Annotated in this window: 13 protein-coding genes; 9 read left to right on the forward strand and 4 right to left on the reverse strand. The window is 47.2% G+C overall.

All coding sequences use genetic code 11. The annotated features are described in order from the left end of the window. The first annotated feature begins 110 nt into the window (after window positions 1–110). Both Xbed_RS13280 and Xbed_RS13285 read left to right on the forward strand, forming a co-directional pair. Window positions 111–662: a DNA-3-methyladenine glycosylase I gene (locus Xbed_RS13280; protein ID WP_208612245.1), complete on the forward strand. Its 552-nt coding sequence runs from the start codon at window positions 111–113 to the stop codon at window positions 660–662. A 126-nt stretch (window positions 663–788) separates the two neighbouring features. Next, window positions 789–2,045: a valine--pyruvate transaminase gene (locus tag Xbed_RS13285; protein ID WP_086113415.1), complete on the forward strand. Its 1,257-nt coding sequence runs from the start codon at window positions 789–791 to the stop codon at window positions 2,043–2,045. Between the two features lie 363 nt (window positions 2,046–2,408). Here the strand turns inward: Xbed_RS13285 and Xbed_RS13290 are convergent, their stop codons facing one another. After that, window positions 2,409–4,067, reverse strand: a complete 1,659-nt coding sequence (locus Xbed_RS13290) for a putative transporter (RefSeq protein ID WP_086113395.1) — start codon at window positions 4,065–4,067, stop codon at window positions 2,409–2,411. Between the two features lie 419 nt (window positions 4,068–4,486). On the opposite strand from Xbed_RS13290, the gene Xbed_RS13295 reads away from it, so the two are divergent. After that, on the forward strand, window positions 4,487–4,858 hold the full coding sequence (locus tag Xbed_RS13295; protein ID WP_167371909.1) for a YceK/YidQ family lipoprotein: 372 nt from the start codon (window positions 4,487–4,489) through the stop codon (window positions 4,856–4,858). Between the two features lie 3 nt (window positions 4,859–4,861). On the opposite strand, the gene Xbed_RS13300 is transcribed toward Xbed_RS13295, so the two are convergent. Next, window positions 4,862–6,157 (reverse strand): YidR family protein, encoded by a 1,296-nt coding sequence (locus Xbed_RS13300; protein ID WP_086113397.1) that lies wholly within the window; start codon window positions 6,155–6,157, stop codon window positions 4,862–4,864. Window positions 6,158–6,290: 133 nt separating this feature from the next. Between Xbed_RS13300 and Xbed_RS13305 the strand changes: the two genes are divergently transcribed. Next, window positions 6,291–6,908: a trimeric intracellular cation channel family protein gene (locus Xbed_RS13305; RefSeq protein ID WP_086113398.1), complete on the forward strand. Its 618-nt coding sequence runs from the start codon at window positions 6,291–6,293 to the stop codon at window positions 6,906–6,908. A gap of 34 nt (window positions 6,909–6,942) precedes the next feature. On the opposite strand, the gene ligB is transcribed toward Xbed_RS13305, so the two are convergent. Further along, on the reverse strand, window positions 6,943–8,718 hold the full coding sequence (ligB, locus tag Xbed_RS13310; protein WP_086113399.1) for an NAD-dependent DNA ligase LigB: 1,776 nt from the start codon (window positions 8,716–8,718) through the stop codon (window positions 6,943–6,945). Window positions 8,719–9,025: 307 nt separating this feature from the next. Between ligB and gmk the strand changes: the two genes are divergently transcribed. The 4 genes from gmk (at window position 9,026) to recG (ending at window position 14,311) form a co-directional block, all read left to right on the forward strand. Beyond that, the gene (gene gmk, locus Xbed_RS13315) at window positions 9,026–9,649 is read left to right on the forward strand and encodes a guanylate kinase (protein WP_086113400.1); all 624 of its coding nucleotides are present in this window, start codon (window positions 9,026–9,028) and stop codon (window positions 9,647–9,649) included. 54 nt (window positions 9,650–9,703) lie between these two features. Continuing rightward, entirely contained in the window at window positions 9,704–9,979 is a 276-nt protein-coding gene (gene rpoZ / locus Xbed_RS13320; RefSeq protein WP_069317599.1) for a DNA-directed RNA polymerase subunit omega, read from the forward strand. A gap of 18 nt (window positions 9,980–9,997) precedes the next feature. Beyond that, window positions 9,998–12,112: a bifunctional GTP diphosphokinase/guanosine-3',5'-bis pyrophosphate 3'-pyrophosphohydrolase gene (spoT, locus tag Xbed_RS13325; RefSeq protein ID WP_086113401.1), complete on the forward strand. Its 2,115-nt coding sequence runs from the start codon at window positions 9,998–10,000 to the stop codon at window positions 12,110–12,112. 117 nt (window positions 12,113–12,229) lie between these two features. Then, window positions 12,230–14,311 (forward strand): ATP-dependent DNA helicase RecG, encoded by a 2,082-nt coding sequence (gene recG / locus Xbed_RS13330; protein WP_086113402.1) that lies wholly within the window; start codon window positions 12,230–12,232, stop codon window positions 14,309–14,311. 110 nt (window positions 14,312–14,421) lie between these two features. On the opposite strand, the gene gltS is transcribed toward recG, so the two are convergent. Then, on the reverse strand, window positions 14,422–15,636 hold the full coding sequence (gene gltS / locus Xbed_RS13335) for a sodium/glutamate symporter (protein WP_086113403.1): 1,215 nt from the start codon (window positions 15,634–15,636) through the stop codon (window positions 14,422–14,424). A 241-nt stretch (window positions 15,637–15,877) separates the two neighbouring features. Between gltS and Xbed_RS13340 the strand changes: the two genes are divergently transcribed. Continuing rightward, on the forward strand, window positions 15,878–17,263 hold the full coding sequence (locus Xbed_RS13340) for a nucleobase:cation symporter-2 family protein (protein ID WP_086113404.1): 1,386 nt from the start codon (window positions 15,878–15,880) through the stop codon (window positions 17,261–17,263). The last annotated feature ends 198 nt before the right edge of the window (window positions 17,264–17,461 follow it).

Genomic DNA, 17,461 nt, shown 5'->3' on the forward strand with positions numbered 1-17,461 from the left:
CGCAGTATCAAAAAATCTTATTCAAGCCTCTTTACTTGTATGTTTATACAGCTAATATTGGTGTAATTATTAATCACCACCTGAGGGAAGTTCGATTCATGAACAAGGAAATGGCTCGCTGTGGTTGGGTGACCCCCGATCCTGATTATCTGGCTTATCACGACAATGAATGGGGCACTCCACTGAAAGATAGCCGAAAACTTTTTGAACTGATTTGTCTGGAAGGACAACAGGCGGGTTTATCTTGGTTCACTATCCTGAAAAAGCGGGAAGGTTATAGAAAATATTTCCATCAGTTTGACCCGGTTAAAATAGCCAAAATGGATGATACCGATGTTGAGCGGCTGATGAAAGAACCGGCCATCGTGCGCAATCGGGCCAAAATCAATGCGATTATCCATAATGCCCGTGCTTATCTGCAAATGGCCGGACAAGGTGAAGATTTCAGCGCTTTTATCTGGCATTTCGTGGATCACTCTCCACAGATTAATGACTGGCAAGACTCGTCAGAAGTTCCTGTTACAACATCAACGTCTGATGCACTTTCAAAAGCGCTGAAGAAACGAGGATTTAAATTTATCGGTAGCACGACCTGCTATGCTTTTATGCAGGCAGCAGGTCTGGTAAACGATCACCTTGTCAGTTGCCTGTGCCGGAAATAAAGTTTTTATCTCAGAAATCAGTTTTTATTTTGCAACTCAGTGAATCCCCATTATTCCCATTGCGCCCCAGTAGGGGTGCGGGGTATGGTGTATTCCTCTCATACAAAAACAGACGCAAACATCGTTATGAAATTTTCGCAATTCGGAAACAAATTTACGCAAGATTCAGGAATTACCCGTCTGATGAATGATCTGAACCAAGGTCTGAGAACACCTGGTGCGATTATGCTAGGTGGGGGTAATCCAGCCCATATTCCTGAAATGGATGAGTATTTCCAACAAATATTGACTGAAATGGCGTCAAGCGGTCAATTGAGCGAGACGCTATGCAACTATGACGGGCCACAAGGGAAAAATACCCTGATAACCGCTCTGGCACTGGAGTTACAGGAAAAGCTCGGCTGGGAGATCCATCCACAAAATATTGCCCTGACTAACGGCAGCCAAAGTGCCTTTTTCTATCTGTTCAACTTATTGGCTGGTCGCTCTGAAGACGGCTCAATGAAGCGTGTTTTGTTTCCTCTTGCGCCAGAGTATATCGGCTATTCTGATTCGGGTTTGGATGAAGGGTTATTTGTCGCCAATAAACCGAATATAGAATTGCTACCCAATGGGCAATTCAAATATCACGTTGATTTTGACCACCTCAATATTTCTGAAGATATCAACCTGATTTGTGTCTCCCGCCCGACGAACCCAACAGGCAATGTGATCACCGACGAAGAATTACTGCGTTTGGATGGTCTGGCTCAACAGCATCAGATCCCTTTGCTGATCGACAATGCCTACGGAGTGCCATTCCCCGGCATTATTTTCAGTGAAGCCACCCCACTGTGGAACCCGAATATCATTCTGTGCATGAGCCTGTCTAAACTTGGCCTGCCGGGTTCCCGTTGCGGGATTATCATCGCCAATGAAAAAATAATAAGTGCAATCAGCAACATGAATGGCATCATCAGTCTGGCTCCGGGAGGTGTCGGGCCGGCTATCGCACTGGAAATGATTAGGCGTAATGATCTGTTCCGACTCTCGCAAAATGTTATTCAGCCGTTTTATAAGCAACGGGTAGACAACGTGATTAAGATCATTCGTCGCCATATATCGGAAGATCGCTGCCTGATCCATAAACCGGAAGGAGCAATATTCCTTTGGCTCTGGTTCAAGAACCTGCCAATTACGACGGAAGTGCTTTATCAGCGGCTGAAAAAACGGAAAGTGCTGATGGTGCCGGGTCATTTCTTCTTTCCGGGGCTGGAACAGCATTGGCCTCATGCCCATCAATGTATGCGCATGAACTATGTCCCTGACATTGAAAAGATCGAAGAAGGCATTCGTATTCTGTCCGAAGAGATTGAGATAGCACATAGAGAAGCTGGGCGCTGAGTGGTGCGGCAAGCAGCCATCATCACAATAAAAAAAAGCTCCCTCATTTAGGGGGGAGGGAGCAAGATGATAACGAGGACTTTTACCTGCGAACAGGACAGTAGTTATTAGAATCCAAAAAGAATTCTTCACACACACGATAGGAAAGGAAAACAATCCCTGTTTATACTCCTTCCCTTAACTGAGTCTATTTAACCAGAAAAATACTTATATAATAGCTTGAATAAGCAGGAATTTTTTACTTTAACTTGCCTCTACTATCTCAAATTAAGGTCAAATTTGGATGATTGGGCTATATTATGTGATCTAAAGCACATTTAATGAATTAAATAAGCCGACTTAATCCGTTGGTATTGATCTGAATCATAGCGCCCAGAAAATAACGGCCAAAATCTGGGGAGACATAATCCTCAAAAACATCGCCAGTGGATAAACCGTCGCATACGACAGTGCCGCTGCCCCGCTGGTACTATGAATGGCGTTAGCAAAGGCCAGAGCCGGAGGATCCGTCATCGCACCCGCCAACATCCCACACAGGCTAAGATAATTCATTTTGGCAACAAAGCGAGCCAGCAAACTCACCATCAACAGGGGAACTATCGTGATCAATGCGCCATAGCCTATCCACGCCAACCCTTCTCCATGCACCAGTGTATTAATGAAATTGCCACCCGATTTCAGCCCGACAACCGCAAGAAACATGACAATCCCCAATTCACGCAGTGCCAGATTCGCACTGGGTGGCATAAACCAATAAAGTTTACCTATCGTGCCAATGCGACCCAAAATCAGCGCAATCACCAAAGGGCCACCCGCCAGCCCAAGGCGTAAGGCCGCAGGAAAACCAGGGATAAACAGCGGAATGGAACCCAGCAAAATCCCCAACCCGATGCCAATAAAGACGGGGAGCATCTGAACTTGCTGGAGTTTTTGCTGTGAGTTACCCAACAGCTTTGTGACAGCTTCTACGGATTCAGGACGCCCAACAATATTCAGGATATCACCAAACTGTAAGCCGGCATTATTACTGGCAACCAGTTCAATTCCGGCACGATTGAGCCGCGTAACGACAACATCGTATTTCTGTTTTAGGTTGAGCGACCCAATTCGCTGGCTCAGTACCTCATCATTGGTCACCACCACTCTGACCGATTGAAGAATACTGTTTGAAGTGGACAACGAGACATCAACTTCCTCCCCAATCACCAACCGGACTTGGTTCAATGCTTCCCGTTGCCCCACCAGATAAAGCAAATCTCCATTCTGGATCACGGTAGTTGGCTGGGGCACCATCAATAATTCAGCTCGTTTCAAACGGGAGCACACAACTTCATCACCGTTTAGCAAGGGAATATCCTGCATCATTAACCCATGCAAATTCGGATTACGCACCGCAATATTCATTGTCTGGAGCATTTCCCGATGATGATGGTTTTGGCTATCAAATGCCTTGGCTTCCCGTTCAACACTCACTCTGAAAAGAAGGCGCACCAGCCACATGACCAACAAAATACCGCAAATCCCCATGGGGTAAGCCATGGCGTATCCCATGCCCATTTGACTGACAAGTGCAGATTCCGAACCCAGATCCATCAGAATTTGCTGACCCGCGCCCAGCGATGGCGTATTTGTCACTGCGCCGGAAAATATGCCCAAAATAATCGGTAAGGGAACATCAAACAATTTATGAATAATCGCCGCGACCAAGCCGCCAATAATGATAATCAGTACCGCAAAACCATTTAATTTAAGGCCAGAAACCCGTAGGGAAGAAAAGAACCCAGGCCCGACTTGGATGCCAATAGTATAAACAAATAGAATTAAGCCAAATTCCTGAATAAAATGCAGCATGTCATTACTGAGAGACAGCGAATAGGTCTGGGCGAAATGGCCGACAATAATGCCGCCAAACAAAACACCCCCAATCCCAAGACCAATACCATATATTCGCCAGTTACCTATCCACAACCCCAATGTGGCAGCCAGTGCCAACAAGCTCATTGTCAGTGCAATATCACTCATGACCCGCTTCCTTTAATAAAGTTAACAAGTTGGGAGATTGTCTTTTTTCCCCCTATATGCTTCATAAATACCAACATCCCCCATGAAATGTTGGCATGAATTAGCAATAAGATATGTGTCTTAAACCACATATTGCGCGCTTTTCCCATTTTTATGGGTCGCATTTTATTCAGGGCAATTTTTTATTTTCCAATGGAAAATTTACACTTCACGATTTAATAAACATTAGGTTGAATGCTCTTTTTATTATTTAATTTAACGATGAATGCTATAGCAAACTGGATATTACCTGACTATAGTAAATAGTATTAGGAGGTAAACAGTATTCAAGGTTTATCTTCATGCTTTGGAAAGAGTGGCGTTAAAGAGCAAATAATATCTGAACATTGGCAAATTAACTCATTGAGATCATGGAAACGATGAAAAACCGTAAGATGCTTCCACTATTATGCACTACCTTGGGATTGTTACTTATCACAGGCTGCTCAAGCATTATGACACATAGCGGCCCCAACCAAGGTTATTATTCTGGAGCAAAGGCCAATATTGACATGTTAAAGGATGACGAAACCGGATGGCTCATGAAACCCCTGCTTGCCATTGATCTTCCATTTTCTGCTTTTCTGGATACATTTCTAATTCCCTATGATTATGCCCGTTCCGGTCAAAATAAAGCGGAGCAATCGCCTAAGCACCGTATTGAACAACTGGAGCAAAGCCCTGCCTCCACACGGCCAGAACCAGAATCAGAACCAGAATCAGAACCAAAAATTGTGAGAAATAGCGACTGACGGTTAGGTTCTATTAATCCCAGTTTCAACCACAAATATTTGCCGATAGCCATTGATATCACGCATAAAAGCAATATGGCGATCATCCGGTGATATCACTATCGCATCTGCGCAAGGCGCGTCATCGGTACGTTCCGTCAAACGCTGCATTTCTCCATTCTGGCTATCGCAAAGCATGACACTATTGTCACAAACACAGGCAATAAACCGGCCACGGCTATCCCAGCTAAATGCAGATTGTATGCTGCTATTGCTGTGGGTTATCTGCCTTGGTTCCCCCCCATTGGGTGAGATATGCCAGAGCTGGATAATTCCTGTTTCATCTTTCATCAGAAAACAGATTTTGCTGCCATCCGGTGATGACCTCAACCAATGGCGGGGCATATTCACTACGCCCGGCCAGCGTTTATCATGGGTAAAGGTCAAACGCCGCTGCTTCACTCCCGCAGGTGGTGCGGGCAATGTTGTTTCTGTTCCCGCCAGAGGTTGATTACCCGCAATCGCGTAATCACCGTCGTTTTCAGGTAAATCAACAAGATAGATTTCCGCTATTTTTTCACCATTCTCAGCACGAGTATCGCCAATAAAAGCCAGTGCCCAGCGCTGATACAGACCATTATCTTTAAGATACCCCTGCCGCCCAATCCAACCCTCTTCATAAGCCCGGTCGATATCATCACTTCCGGGACGTGGATGCACGGTAGTCTGGCTGACAACAACGGAAAAATAGTTGCCGTCATATTCTCTCGGATGTTTTTTCGCTGACATAGTGGCTCTTAACGGAACGGCCACCGCAACATTACGTAAATCAAGAGCAGGGTCTAACTCATTCATCACATGATCGTTATAAGTGAAACTTAAACGACTGCCGTCAGGACTGAAAACGTGAACATGAGTCCCACCACGCAAAGCACCCGCAGTATAAGGAGGGGTAATGTCCAGCGCATCAATGTTAACTGCCACGTTGGGCAAGGTATCAGAGACAATCACGCCACGGCGATGGTGAAAGTCATACTGCCATTGTGCATCCGGTTTTTCCGGGCCATGAATGAAAGCATAACGAGTCGGTTCCTGAGGACTGACCGTCACTACACCGACATGGGCACCCTCCTGTGCCTGATAGATAATTTCAGTTTGTCCGTGATCAACATGAATTTTTTCTATCGTTAAGCCTGTAAAAGAGGCACCACCGGGACGAACATCGTATACCAGCCACTGGCTGTCAGGAGTCCAGATATTTATATTAGTTATCTGATGGCTACGGCTGTCGAATGTAATTTGACGTTGCTTAAAGACCATTTCCCTACCTTATTTTGCGAGGTTTCGGATAATAAAAACTAATTTTATTCACCGTTGAGTAAAAAATTTCAGTCGAGTCGTTATTATTTCAACAGTACTCTTTACTTCTACGTTATTCCATTTGATTAAATTTATGCTACTCAGTGTCCTTTATATCATTGGTATTACGGCTGAAGCCATGACAGGCGCATTAGCCGCAGGTCGTCGAAAAATGGATGTGTTCGGCGTTATTATTATTGCTTCCGTGACGGCCATTGGTGGTGGTACCGTCCGTGATATCATTCTGGGTCATTACCCCCTCGGCTGGGTAAAAAATCCAGAATATATCGTAACCGTTGCTTGTGCTGCTGTGGTGACTATCTGGGTTGCTCCCATGATGAAACACCTGCGCCGTTTATTTCTTATTCTCGATGCGATTGGTTTAATCGTCTTCTCCATCATTGGTGCGCAAATCGCGTTGGAGATGCACTACAGCCCAATCATCGCCGCCATTGCCGCTGTCATTACCGGTGTTTTTGGCGGTGTACTGCGCGATATGTTTTGCAATACCATTCCGTTAGTCTTTCAAAAAGAGATTTATGCCGGTGTCTCCTTTGCTGCCGCCTGGCTTTATATCGGTTTATTGCATACTCCACTGCATCCGAATGGCGTGATCCTGATTACGCTGATTGCCGGACTGACCGCCCGGTTAATTGCTATCCGTTATCGTCTGGGTTTACCTATCTTCAATTACGATGGCACGGACCATTAACATTATCATAGATATTTGGGGCTGCCCCTTGCCCCTATTTAATCCCCTGTAAAGCCAACGCATGAATAAGTGCTTTAATCTCTGGATGCGTTAAAAAAGCCGCAACCTTTTCTCTTTGTTTTGGCGTGAATGATATTTTCCCATTGGCGGGGGATAACAGCACTTCTTCCCACTGCCATCCCATACTGTCCGTAAAGCGATTGGCATAAGGCAGACCGATGGCTTCACGCCATAGGGAAAGTGGCTGCAACTTTGCCTGCTGGAATTGGGAAAAAAGCAATTCAGCGCGCTTGGTTCCAATATTGGGTACTTCCTCAAGTTGACTTCTCTCCAACACCAGCCAATCCGCTAAGTTCGTTACCAATCCATTTCTTACCAAAACAGACCACGTTCCTGGCCCAATGCCTTTCATTTTCAGTTTTCCCCCAAGCCATGTCAGACGGGCAATAAACTGTTGTTGGCAATGCTTGTGATTCACCTCATTCGCATCACTCACATCATCAACCTGATTTAACGCAAGGCAACTGAGAAAATGGTAGTCCTGCTCATTGGGCGGTTGGATATCAGAACGCTCTGCAATGCGCCACACCACCTTATCGAGTTTAGGGATACCATGCCCGGCCAGCGCTACCGTGATTTTATCGCCCGGATAAACATTCCACTGTTTCCAACGCCTGACAGACCCGATATTGACGCGACTAACCTGCCGATCATCTAACTTGACGGTCTCCAGTTCTAATAAAGCGGAGGTTTTTCCTGTCCGGCCTATCGTGAAATGCACAGCTCGCACCGTTGTCATTTGCTGACGTAATGGGTATTTCCATGCAATGGCCCAGCTATTTGAACCTGCGCGCCATTGTCGGCCTGTCGGTTCAAGCTCCTGTCGCAAAACAACGCCATCGGTAGCAAAAGGGAGAGGCTGAACAAAATAATCTTTCCATCTCTTTTCGGCCTCTTCTGCGGTAGCGATGGGGTGACTGTATTGCTGCGCAATGGGAAATCCCATTGATGCCAATCGTTCCAGTTTGACCGCCATTTCATTTGGCCCATCCGGCCAGCCCCAGATAAAAATACCGATTTGCTTAAGCTCCGGTGCAAAGGTTTTGCGCATCATTAACCCTGCAACTTTGCTGCGTGCACCTTGACTGCCCGCAATGGATTGCTGGTGATGCTCCTGCTGCCAAAAAAGCTCACCCTGCAATACCAAATGTTCCGGTGCATTTTCTATCTGTTTGGGAATATTGGGAATAAAGGGACTTTTATCCATCCAGTCTATGCCTTCTATACTATCCCCACGGCTAATTAACCGCACTAAGTGGCCTTTCTCGTAGACCAAAGTCACCGCAACACCATCAATTTTAGGTTGTAGCCAAACCCCCGAACGCCCCTGTAGCCACTGGCGGATATTCCGTAATTCTTTCAGCTTACTTAAACCCGTATGCTGGACAGGATGAGGCTGTTTTTCCTCTTGTGACCCCGCAACCCTGGCAGAGCTAAAAGCACTGTCCGGTGCCTGATTTAAACAATCCCGCCAAAACGTCAGGGTTTCCAGTAATTGATCATAGATTTCATCATCTATTTCACTAATGCCCTTTTGACGATAGAGATCATCCCATTTCGCTATCTGCCGGGTCAGATGTTCAATTTCATGTTGAAGTTTTTCCTGTGTCCATTTTCCTGCTGTCCATTCTTTCCCTGCCCATTTTTCCCCTGTCCCTGTGAAACAATCTGCCTGATTGGCAAATGCCAGAGGTATTTCAAATAGCAGTATCCAGACTGTAATGAAAAAGCGGATAAAAAAGTTAAGCATCCTTGCTCCATCGGTTCCCAAAACACGGGGAAGAGAATAAAAAACAGGGTGATTTTTGCCAAGATGGAAAAGACAGGTTTGCGAAGCGTTTCGAAAAATAAATGCTTGATTTCTGCAACCGTTTATTTTTTCTGAAATTGTTGCGCAAAATGAACGAGTAACATCAGTTTGTTAAGAAAAAATTTTGTTGAAATGTCCGTTGGCATGTATTGTAACGCTGCATGGATTGACGTATCCGTGTATACTATGTGGGATTTTATATTCCTGCGCTTGCATTTATTTATATCCAATCAGTCAAGAATTCATCATGAACCAAGGAACGTTATATATTGTTTCTGCGCCGAGTGGAGCAGGCAAATCAAGCCTTATTCAGGCTTTATTAAAAACTCAGCCTTTGTATGACACTCAGGTTTCTGTTTCACATACGACACGCCAGGCCCGTCCAGGTGAAAATCATGGTGAACATTATTTTTTCGTCACCGTAGATGAATTCCAGAATATGATCGCCAATGATGAATTTTTGGAATATGCCGGTGTTTTTGGTAACTATTACGGCACATCCCGGAAAGTCATCGAAGATACGCTCGCCAGTGGTGTTGATGTATTTCTTGATATTGACTGGCAAGGTGCACAGCAAATCCGCCAGAAGATGCCGGCAGCCCGCAGCATTTTCATTCTTCCGCCTTCGAGGGAAGAGTTGCTCCGTCGCCTGCGGGGACGGGGTCAGGACAGCGAAGAAGTTATTGCCAAACGCATGGCTCAAGCTGTCGCGGAAATGGAACATTACAACGAGTATGATTACGTCATCATCAATGATGATTTCAATACGGCATTAGCCGATTTACAATCTATTATTCGTTCTGAGCGCCTGCGATTAGATCGTCAGGCGCAGCGGCATGATGCCTTAATCAGCAAATTATTGGCAGACTGAACCAAGTTTCAGTATTATGCCCAGTCATTTATTTATCTGTGGAGTAGCACACATATGGCACGCGTAACTGTTCAAGACGCAGTAGAAAAAATTGGTAACCGTTTTGACCTGGTGTTGGTCGCTGCTCGCCGAGCACGCCAATTACAATCAGGCGGCAAAGATCCTCTCGTTCCAGAAGAAAACGATAAGATGACTGTTATCGCTCTGCGTGAAATCGAACAAGGCCTCATCAACAATAAGATCCTTGATGTCCGTGAACGTCAGGAACAGCAAGAACAAGACGCCGCAGAAATCAAAGCTGTTTCTGCCATCGCTGAAGGTCGTCGTTAATTTTACGGTAGGTCTGCCTTGTACCTGTTTGAAAGCCTGAATCAGCTAGTTCTGAAATATTTGCCTGAAGATCAAATCGATCTGCTAAAACAGGCCTATGTTGTTGCACGGGATGCCCACGAAGGGCAGACCCGTTCCAGCGGTGAGCCATACATTACTCATCCTGTTGCCGTTTCCTGTATTCTGGCCGAAATGCGCCTTGACCATGAAACACTCATGGCCGCACTTCTGCATGATGTCATTGAAGATACTCCAGCGACGTTTCAGGATATAGAACAGTTATTTGGCACGGTGGTCGCCGGATTGGTGGAAGGCGTATCCAAGCTGGATAAGCTGAACTTTCGTGACAAAAAGGAAGCACAGGCCGAAAACTTCCGCAAAATGATCATGGCAATGGTGCAGGATATCCGCGTCATTTTGATCAAACTGGCAGACCGTACACACAATATGCGAACCCTTGGCTCCCTGCGCCCCGATAAGCGGCGGCGCATTGCCAGGGAAACGCTGGAAATTTATAGCCCGCTGGCTCACCGTCTGGGTATTCATCACCTGAAAACAGAGCTGGAAGAGCTTGGGTTTGAAGCCCTGTATCCTAACCGTTACCGCGTGATTAAAGAGGTTGTTAAGGCCGCCCGTGGTAATCGCAAGGAGATGATCCAAAAAATCCTGTCGGAAATCGAAGGAAGGCTCACGGATGCTGGCATTGAATGTACTGTCAGTGGCCGCGAGAAACATCTCTACTCTATCTATCGCAAGATGCACCTGAAAGAACAGCGTTTCCATTCCATCATGGACATTTACGCTTTTCGTGTCATCGTCAATAATCTTGATACCTGCTACCGCGTACTGGGGCAAATGCACAGTTTATATAAACCGCGTCCCGGCAGGGTCAAAGATTATATTGCGATACCCAAGGCCAACGGCTACCAATCCCTGCATACTTCGCTTATTGGCCCTCATGGGGTACCGGTTGAAGTTCAGATCCGTACTGAAGATATGGATCAAATGGCGGAGATGGGGGTTGCCGCACACTGGGCTTATAAAGAGCAGGGAGAATCCGGTACGACCGCGCAAGTTCGTGCTCAACGCTGGATGCAAAGCCTGTTAGAGCTTCAGCAAAGCGCCGGCAGCTCTTTTGAATTTATTGAAAGCGTCAAATCTGATTTGTTCCCTGATGAGATTTACGTTTTTACCCCTGAAGGCCGCATTGTCGAGTTACCTGCCAGCGCGACTCCTGTCGATTTTGCCTATGCCGTCCATACGGATATCGGCCATGCCTGCGTCGGTGCACGAGTTGATCGCCTGCCGTATCCCCTTTCACAGACTCTCAGCAGTGGGCAAACCGTCGAAATCATCACAGCACCGGGCGCACGCCCTAACGCTGCGTGGCTGAACTTTGTAGTCAGCTCCAAGGCACGAGCCAAAATCCGCCAGCTACTGAAAAACCTGAAACGGGATGATTCCATTGGGCTGGGGCGCCGTCTGCTCAATCATGCACTGGGGAATGGAACGAAAATCACCGATATCCCACAGCAAAATATCAACAAAGAGCTGGCAAGAATGAAGCTCACTACTTTGGATGATTTACTGGCGGAGATCGGGTTAGGCAATGCCATGAGTGTGGTTGTCGCCCGTAATTTATTATTGGGCACTTCGGAGAAAGAACCAAACAATAGCAACAATACCGCCCGTAAATTACCTATCAAGGGCGCTGATGGCATTCTGATTACCTTTGCCAAATGTTGTCGCCCAATCCCCGGTGACCCGGTTATTGCACACATCAGTCCGGGAAAAGGTTTAGTTATCCATCACGAATCCTGCCGCAATATCCGTGGATATCAGAAAGAACCGGAAAAATTCATGCATGTGGAGTGGGATAAAGATATCAATAGCGATTTTATTGCCGAAATTAAAGTTGATATGTTTAACCATCAGGGCGCTCTGGCAAATCTGACCGCCGCCATCAATGATGCGAACTCCAACATTCAAAGCATGAATACGGAGGAAAAAGATGGCCGCGTTTATTGTGCTTTCATCAGGCTGACGACCAAAGACCGCATTCAGTTGGCGAATATCATGCGTAAAATACGAGTCATGCCAGACGTGATGCGCGTCAGCCGTAACCGAAACTAAAGGTTATGCATCCTAAACGTTACGTGCACATTGGCCAGATGATGGCATGTATCAGAGAAAAGAAAGCATATTGCCCGAAGAGGAACAGCAAAGAATGCTGTTCGACGGAGACATCGCATGAAAGGCCAACTACTTGATGCCATCCCCTTAACCACCCTGCGTGGTGTTGGAGCCAGTCAGGTCACTAAACTCGCCAAATTAGGGTTGGTCAATCTACAGGATTTGCTGCTGCACCTGCCCCTGCGTTACGAGGATCAAACCCGCCTGTATACCATCAATGAGTTGCTGCCCGGCATTTATGCCACGGTGACAGGTGAGGTATTGCGCACGCATGTCGCTTTCGGGCGTCGGCGTATCATGACCTGCCAAATCAGTGATGGAACAGGCATATTGACCTTACGTTTCTTCAATTTTACGGCTGCCATGAAAAATAATCTGGCCGAAGGGAAACACGTCGTTGCCTATGGTGAGATCCGTCGCGGGAATCAAGGGCCAGAAATCATTCATCCTGAATATAAAGTTCAGCAACACGCAGAGCGTGTTCAGTTGCAAGAGACGTTAACGCCCATCTATCCCACCACCGAGGGAGTACGCCAAACAACACTGCGCAAGTTGATCGAACAGGCATTAGCGCTATTGAATGCCTGTGCCATTAATGAATTGCTGCCGGAAGAATTCAGCCGGAAGATGATCAGCCTGCCTGATGCATTGCATACGTTGCATCGTCCCCCACCGGATATTTCTCTGACCGATTTGGAAAATGGCCGGCACCCGGCTCAACGCAGGTTAATTCTGGAAGAATTGCTGGCACATCATTTAAGTATGCTGGCGGTCAGGGCAGGAACCCAGCGCTTTCACGCCCAACCGCTCACGGCGGATAATTCACTGAAACAACGGCTTCTCAGCCAATTACCCTTCTCTCCAACAGGCGCGCAAGCCCGGGTTGTTGCAGAAATAGAACATGATCTGGAAAAAAACGTTCCCATGATGCGCCTGATCCAAGGGGATGTCGGGTCGGGTAAAACGCTGGTGGCCGCTTTGGCGGCCGTTCGTGCCATTGTTCACGGCAAGCAAGTTGCGCTGATGGCGCCCACTGAACTGTTGGCAGAGCAACATGCCAATACTTTCCGCCAATGGCTTGAGCCGCTCGGCATACAGGTCGGCTGGCTGGCGGGCAAGCAGAAAGGCAAGGCGCGTCAGGCACAACAAGAGGCGATTGCGAGTGGTCAAGTCAGCATGGTTGTCGGCACTCATGCAATGTTTCAGCAACAGGTTAAATTCGCAGGGTTGGCACTGGTTATCATCGATGAACAACACCGGTTTGGTGTTCATCAACGCCTCGCATTATGGGAGAAAGGCCGGGAGCAAGGCTTCCATCCTCACCAATTGATCATGACAGCGACCCCTATTCCGCGCACATTAGCCATGACCGCTTATGCGGATCTGGATACCTCCATCATTGATGAACTCCCGCCGGGGCGCACGCCAGTCACCACGGTAGCGATCCCGGATACCCGCCGCAACGACATTATTCAACGCATCAAAAGCGCCTGTCTGGATGAAGGGCGTCAGGCTTATTGGGTGTGTACTCTGATCGAAGAGTCTGAGGTGCTGGAAGCACAGGCAGCGCAGGCAACCAGTGAAGAGCTGGCACAGGCATTGCCGGAGCTGAAAATCGGTTTAGTGCATGGACGAATGAAACCGGCAGAAAAGCAAAGCATCATGGAGGCGTTCAAGCAAGGTGAATTACAATTGTTGGTCGCCACGACAGTCATTGAAGTCGGCGTCGATGTCCCCAATGCCAGCCTGATGATCATCGATAACCCCGAACGTTTGGGCTTGGCCCAATTGCATCAGCTTCGTGGACGTGTCGGGCGTGGTGCCATCGCTTCACACTGTGTCCTGCTCTATAAAACCCCGCTGACCCATACAGCCAGAATACGCCTGCAAGTTTTACGGGATAGTAACGACGGTTTTGTGATTGCCCAGAAAGATCTGGAGATTCGCGGGCCGGGGGAATTATTGGGCACACGCCAAACCGGTAATGCAGAATTCAAGATCGCGGATTTATTGCGGGATCAAAATATGTTGCCGGAAGTGCAACGCATTGCCCGCTATCTCCACCAGCACTATCCTGAACATGCCAAGGCGTTGATTGAGCGCTGGCTGCCAGAGCGCTCACAATATAGCCATGCCTAAATGCCGGTGGAAAGAGTGCCAATGAAAAACCAATAAAATAAAAAAATGCCGCTGAAATGTTCAGCGGCATTTTTAGCCAAGCTATCCGGCCGTATCACCAACGGATCAAATTAACCGGTGATAGAGGGAAACACGGGCAGCAACAAATACATTTTAATCACCGCCGCGTTAACGATATCAATAAAGAATGCCCCCACCATCGGCACAAGTAAGAATGCGACGTGAGATGGCCCGAAACGGTCAGTAATCGCCTGCATATTTGCGATGGCCGTTGGCGTCGCCCCCAAGCCAAAACCACAGTGGCCGGCGGCCAGTACTGCTGCGTCATAATTCTTGCCCATCACGCGATAAGTGACGAAAACCGCGTACAAAGCCATAACTACCGCCTGAACAGAAAGAATAATCAGCATCGGCAGTGCAAGGGAAGCCAACTGCCACAGTTTCAGGCTCATTAGCGCCATAGCCAAAAACAGTGACAAACTCACGTTACCCAATACAGAAACCGCTCGGTCAAATACCCGATAAAAACCCAGTAATGACAGGCCATTACTGAGGATCACCCCAACAAACAGGACACACACAAACGTCGGCATTTCAAAGGCTGTGCCCTGCAACTGTTTCTCAATAAAACTGCCGGCCAATAAGCAAATGGAAATCATGGCTATCGTTTCCACCATCACTAATGGCGTGATAAGGCGACCCGTATAGGGTTTTTCAAACGCAGTCGGGATCTCAGTATCATCCGCGCCCAAACCGGGTGTTTTGGTATTTTTGACCAGAAAACGCGCCACCGGGCCACCAATCAACCCACCCAAGACCAGACCGAATGTCGCACATGCCATGGCGACTTCCGTCGCATTTTCAAAGCCGTAGCGCTCTGTGAATACTTTACCCCATGCAGCACCTGTTCCGTGCCCACCAGAAAGTGTAATGGAACCCGCCAGCAGCCCCATCAGTGGGTCAAGGCCAAGCATTTTCGCCAATGCGATGCCCACAGTGTTTTGCACCAATAACAGGCCAACCACCACGAAGACAAAAATAACCAGATATTTTCCGCCTGCTTTCAGGCTGGCAAGGTTAGCGTTCAAGCCGATGGTGGCAAAAAACGTCAACATAAGGGGAACTTGGAGGGATAAATCAAAACCGACTTCCCAACCTGAGAATTGTTTTACCACCAGTAGAACTAAAGCGACCAATAACCCACCTGCGACGGGTTCAGGGATCGTACATTTCCCAAGGAATGGGACTGATTGTACAAGTTTTCTTCCTAGTAACAAAACAAGTGTGGCAGCAACGAGCGTGCCATAAATATCCAAATGATACATTTATGTACCCCATCTATTGTTAAAATTATGTGAACTTAATGTGACGTTATAATCATCCTATAAAAACGCCAAGAGCAGGTAAGGATTGGATTAGAAAGAAAATTATTAATAAACACAAGTTAAAATATTTAAAAATGTGACGAAATTAAGCTGCATTTCTTTATGAAAACTTTACGCAAACGATTGCTTTAATGATAAAGATCATTAAAATGCGTTTTTTTCCCCTCTGGAATTTCGCTACATGGTCAATTTAACCCGTGAATCCAATTCATCAGAAGTTCCCGACAAATCAGACAATGAACTGATCTATCGCCTCGAAGATAAACCGCCTCTCCCACATGCTTTATTTGCGGCTTGTCAACATTTGCTGGCCATGTTTGTTGCTGTTATTACCCCGGCGATGTTGATTTGTCAGGCACTCGGACTGCCTGAGCAAGATACGCAGCGCATTATCAGTATGTCCCTGTTCGCCTCAGGTCTGGCATCACTGATTCAAATTCGCTCCTGGGGACCAATAGGTTCTGGCTTGCTTTCCATTCAGGGAACCAGTTTTAATTTCGTTGCCCCACTTATTATGGGTGGCATGGCGCTGAAGAATGGCGGAGCGGATGTGCCGACTATGATGGCTGCCCTGTTCGGCACGTTGATGGTGGCTGCAATGACCGAGGTACTGCTCTCCCGTATACTGCATCTGGCGCGACGGGTCATTACCCCTCTGGTATCCGGTATCGTGGTCATGATTATCGGCCTGTCACTGATCCAAGTTGGATTGACGTCGATTGGTGGGGGTTACGCTGCCATTCAGAATGGAACATTTGGCGCGTCCGAGAATCTGCTGCTGGCAGGGGTTGTGCTGGCTGTTATTGTATTGCTAAATCGCCAGAGTAACCCTTATCTGCGCGTCGCCTCTCTGGTGATTGCCATGGCTGTGGGCTATTTGGTGGCCTGGTACATGGACATGCTGCCCCTTTCGATACCCAAGGAAAACACACCGATCATCACCGTTCCTTCACCGCTCTACTATGGCCTCTCTTTTGACTGGAATTTGCTGATCCCGCTTATTCTGATTTTTATGGTGACGTCTCTGGAAACCATTGGTGACATCACGGCAACCTCAGATGTCTCAGAGCAGCCGGTCAGTGGCCCGCTATATATGAAACGCATCAAGGGAGGCGTACTGGCAAATGGCCTCAATTCGATGGTTTCGGCGGTATTCAACACGTTTCCAAACTCCTGCTTTGGTCAGAATAATGGCGTGATTCAACTTACTGGTGTTGCCAGTCGTCATGTCGGTTACATGATTGCTTCCATGTTGATTCTGTTGGGATTGTTCCCTGCGGTGGCTGGTTTTGTGCAACATATTCCTGAACCGATTCTGGGAGGAGCAACGCTTGTTATGTTTGGAACTATCGCCGCTTCTGGCATCAGAATCGTTTCCCGTGAGCCGCTGAATCGCCGGGCGATTATGATTATCGCATTGTCGCTGGCCGTGGGTTTAGGCGTTTCCCAGCAGCCGCTGATTTTGCAGTTTGCACCTGATTGGGTGAAGAACCTGCTCTCCTCTGGTATCGCCGCAGGTGGCCTGACTGCCATTTTACTGAACCTGATTTTCCCTCAAGAAAAATAGCCAATAGGTTTGGATGCTTTTTGTGTCCCTCCCGCTATCGCAGCGGGAGTTTTTTTGCCCTTTCTTGCACACATTTTTTGCATTCACTGTGCGGAGTGATTCGCAATATCGGCATTAACGCATGCCTAAATACACCAAATAATGTTTTTGGCTTGAGAGCCTGGCCATTTTGCGGCATAAAAGGATTTCTATCAGGAA

The sequence above is a fragment of the Xenorhabdus beddingii genome (assembly GCF_002127545.1).
Lineage (GTDB): Bacteria > Pseudomonadota > Gammaproteobacteria > Enterobacterales > Enterobacteriaceae > Xenorhabdus > Xenorhabdus beddingii.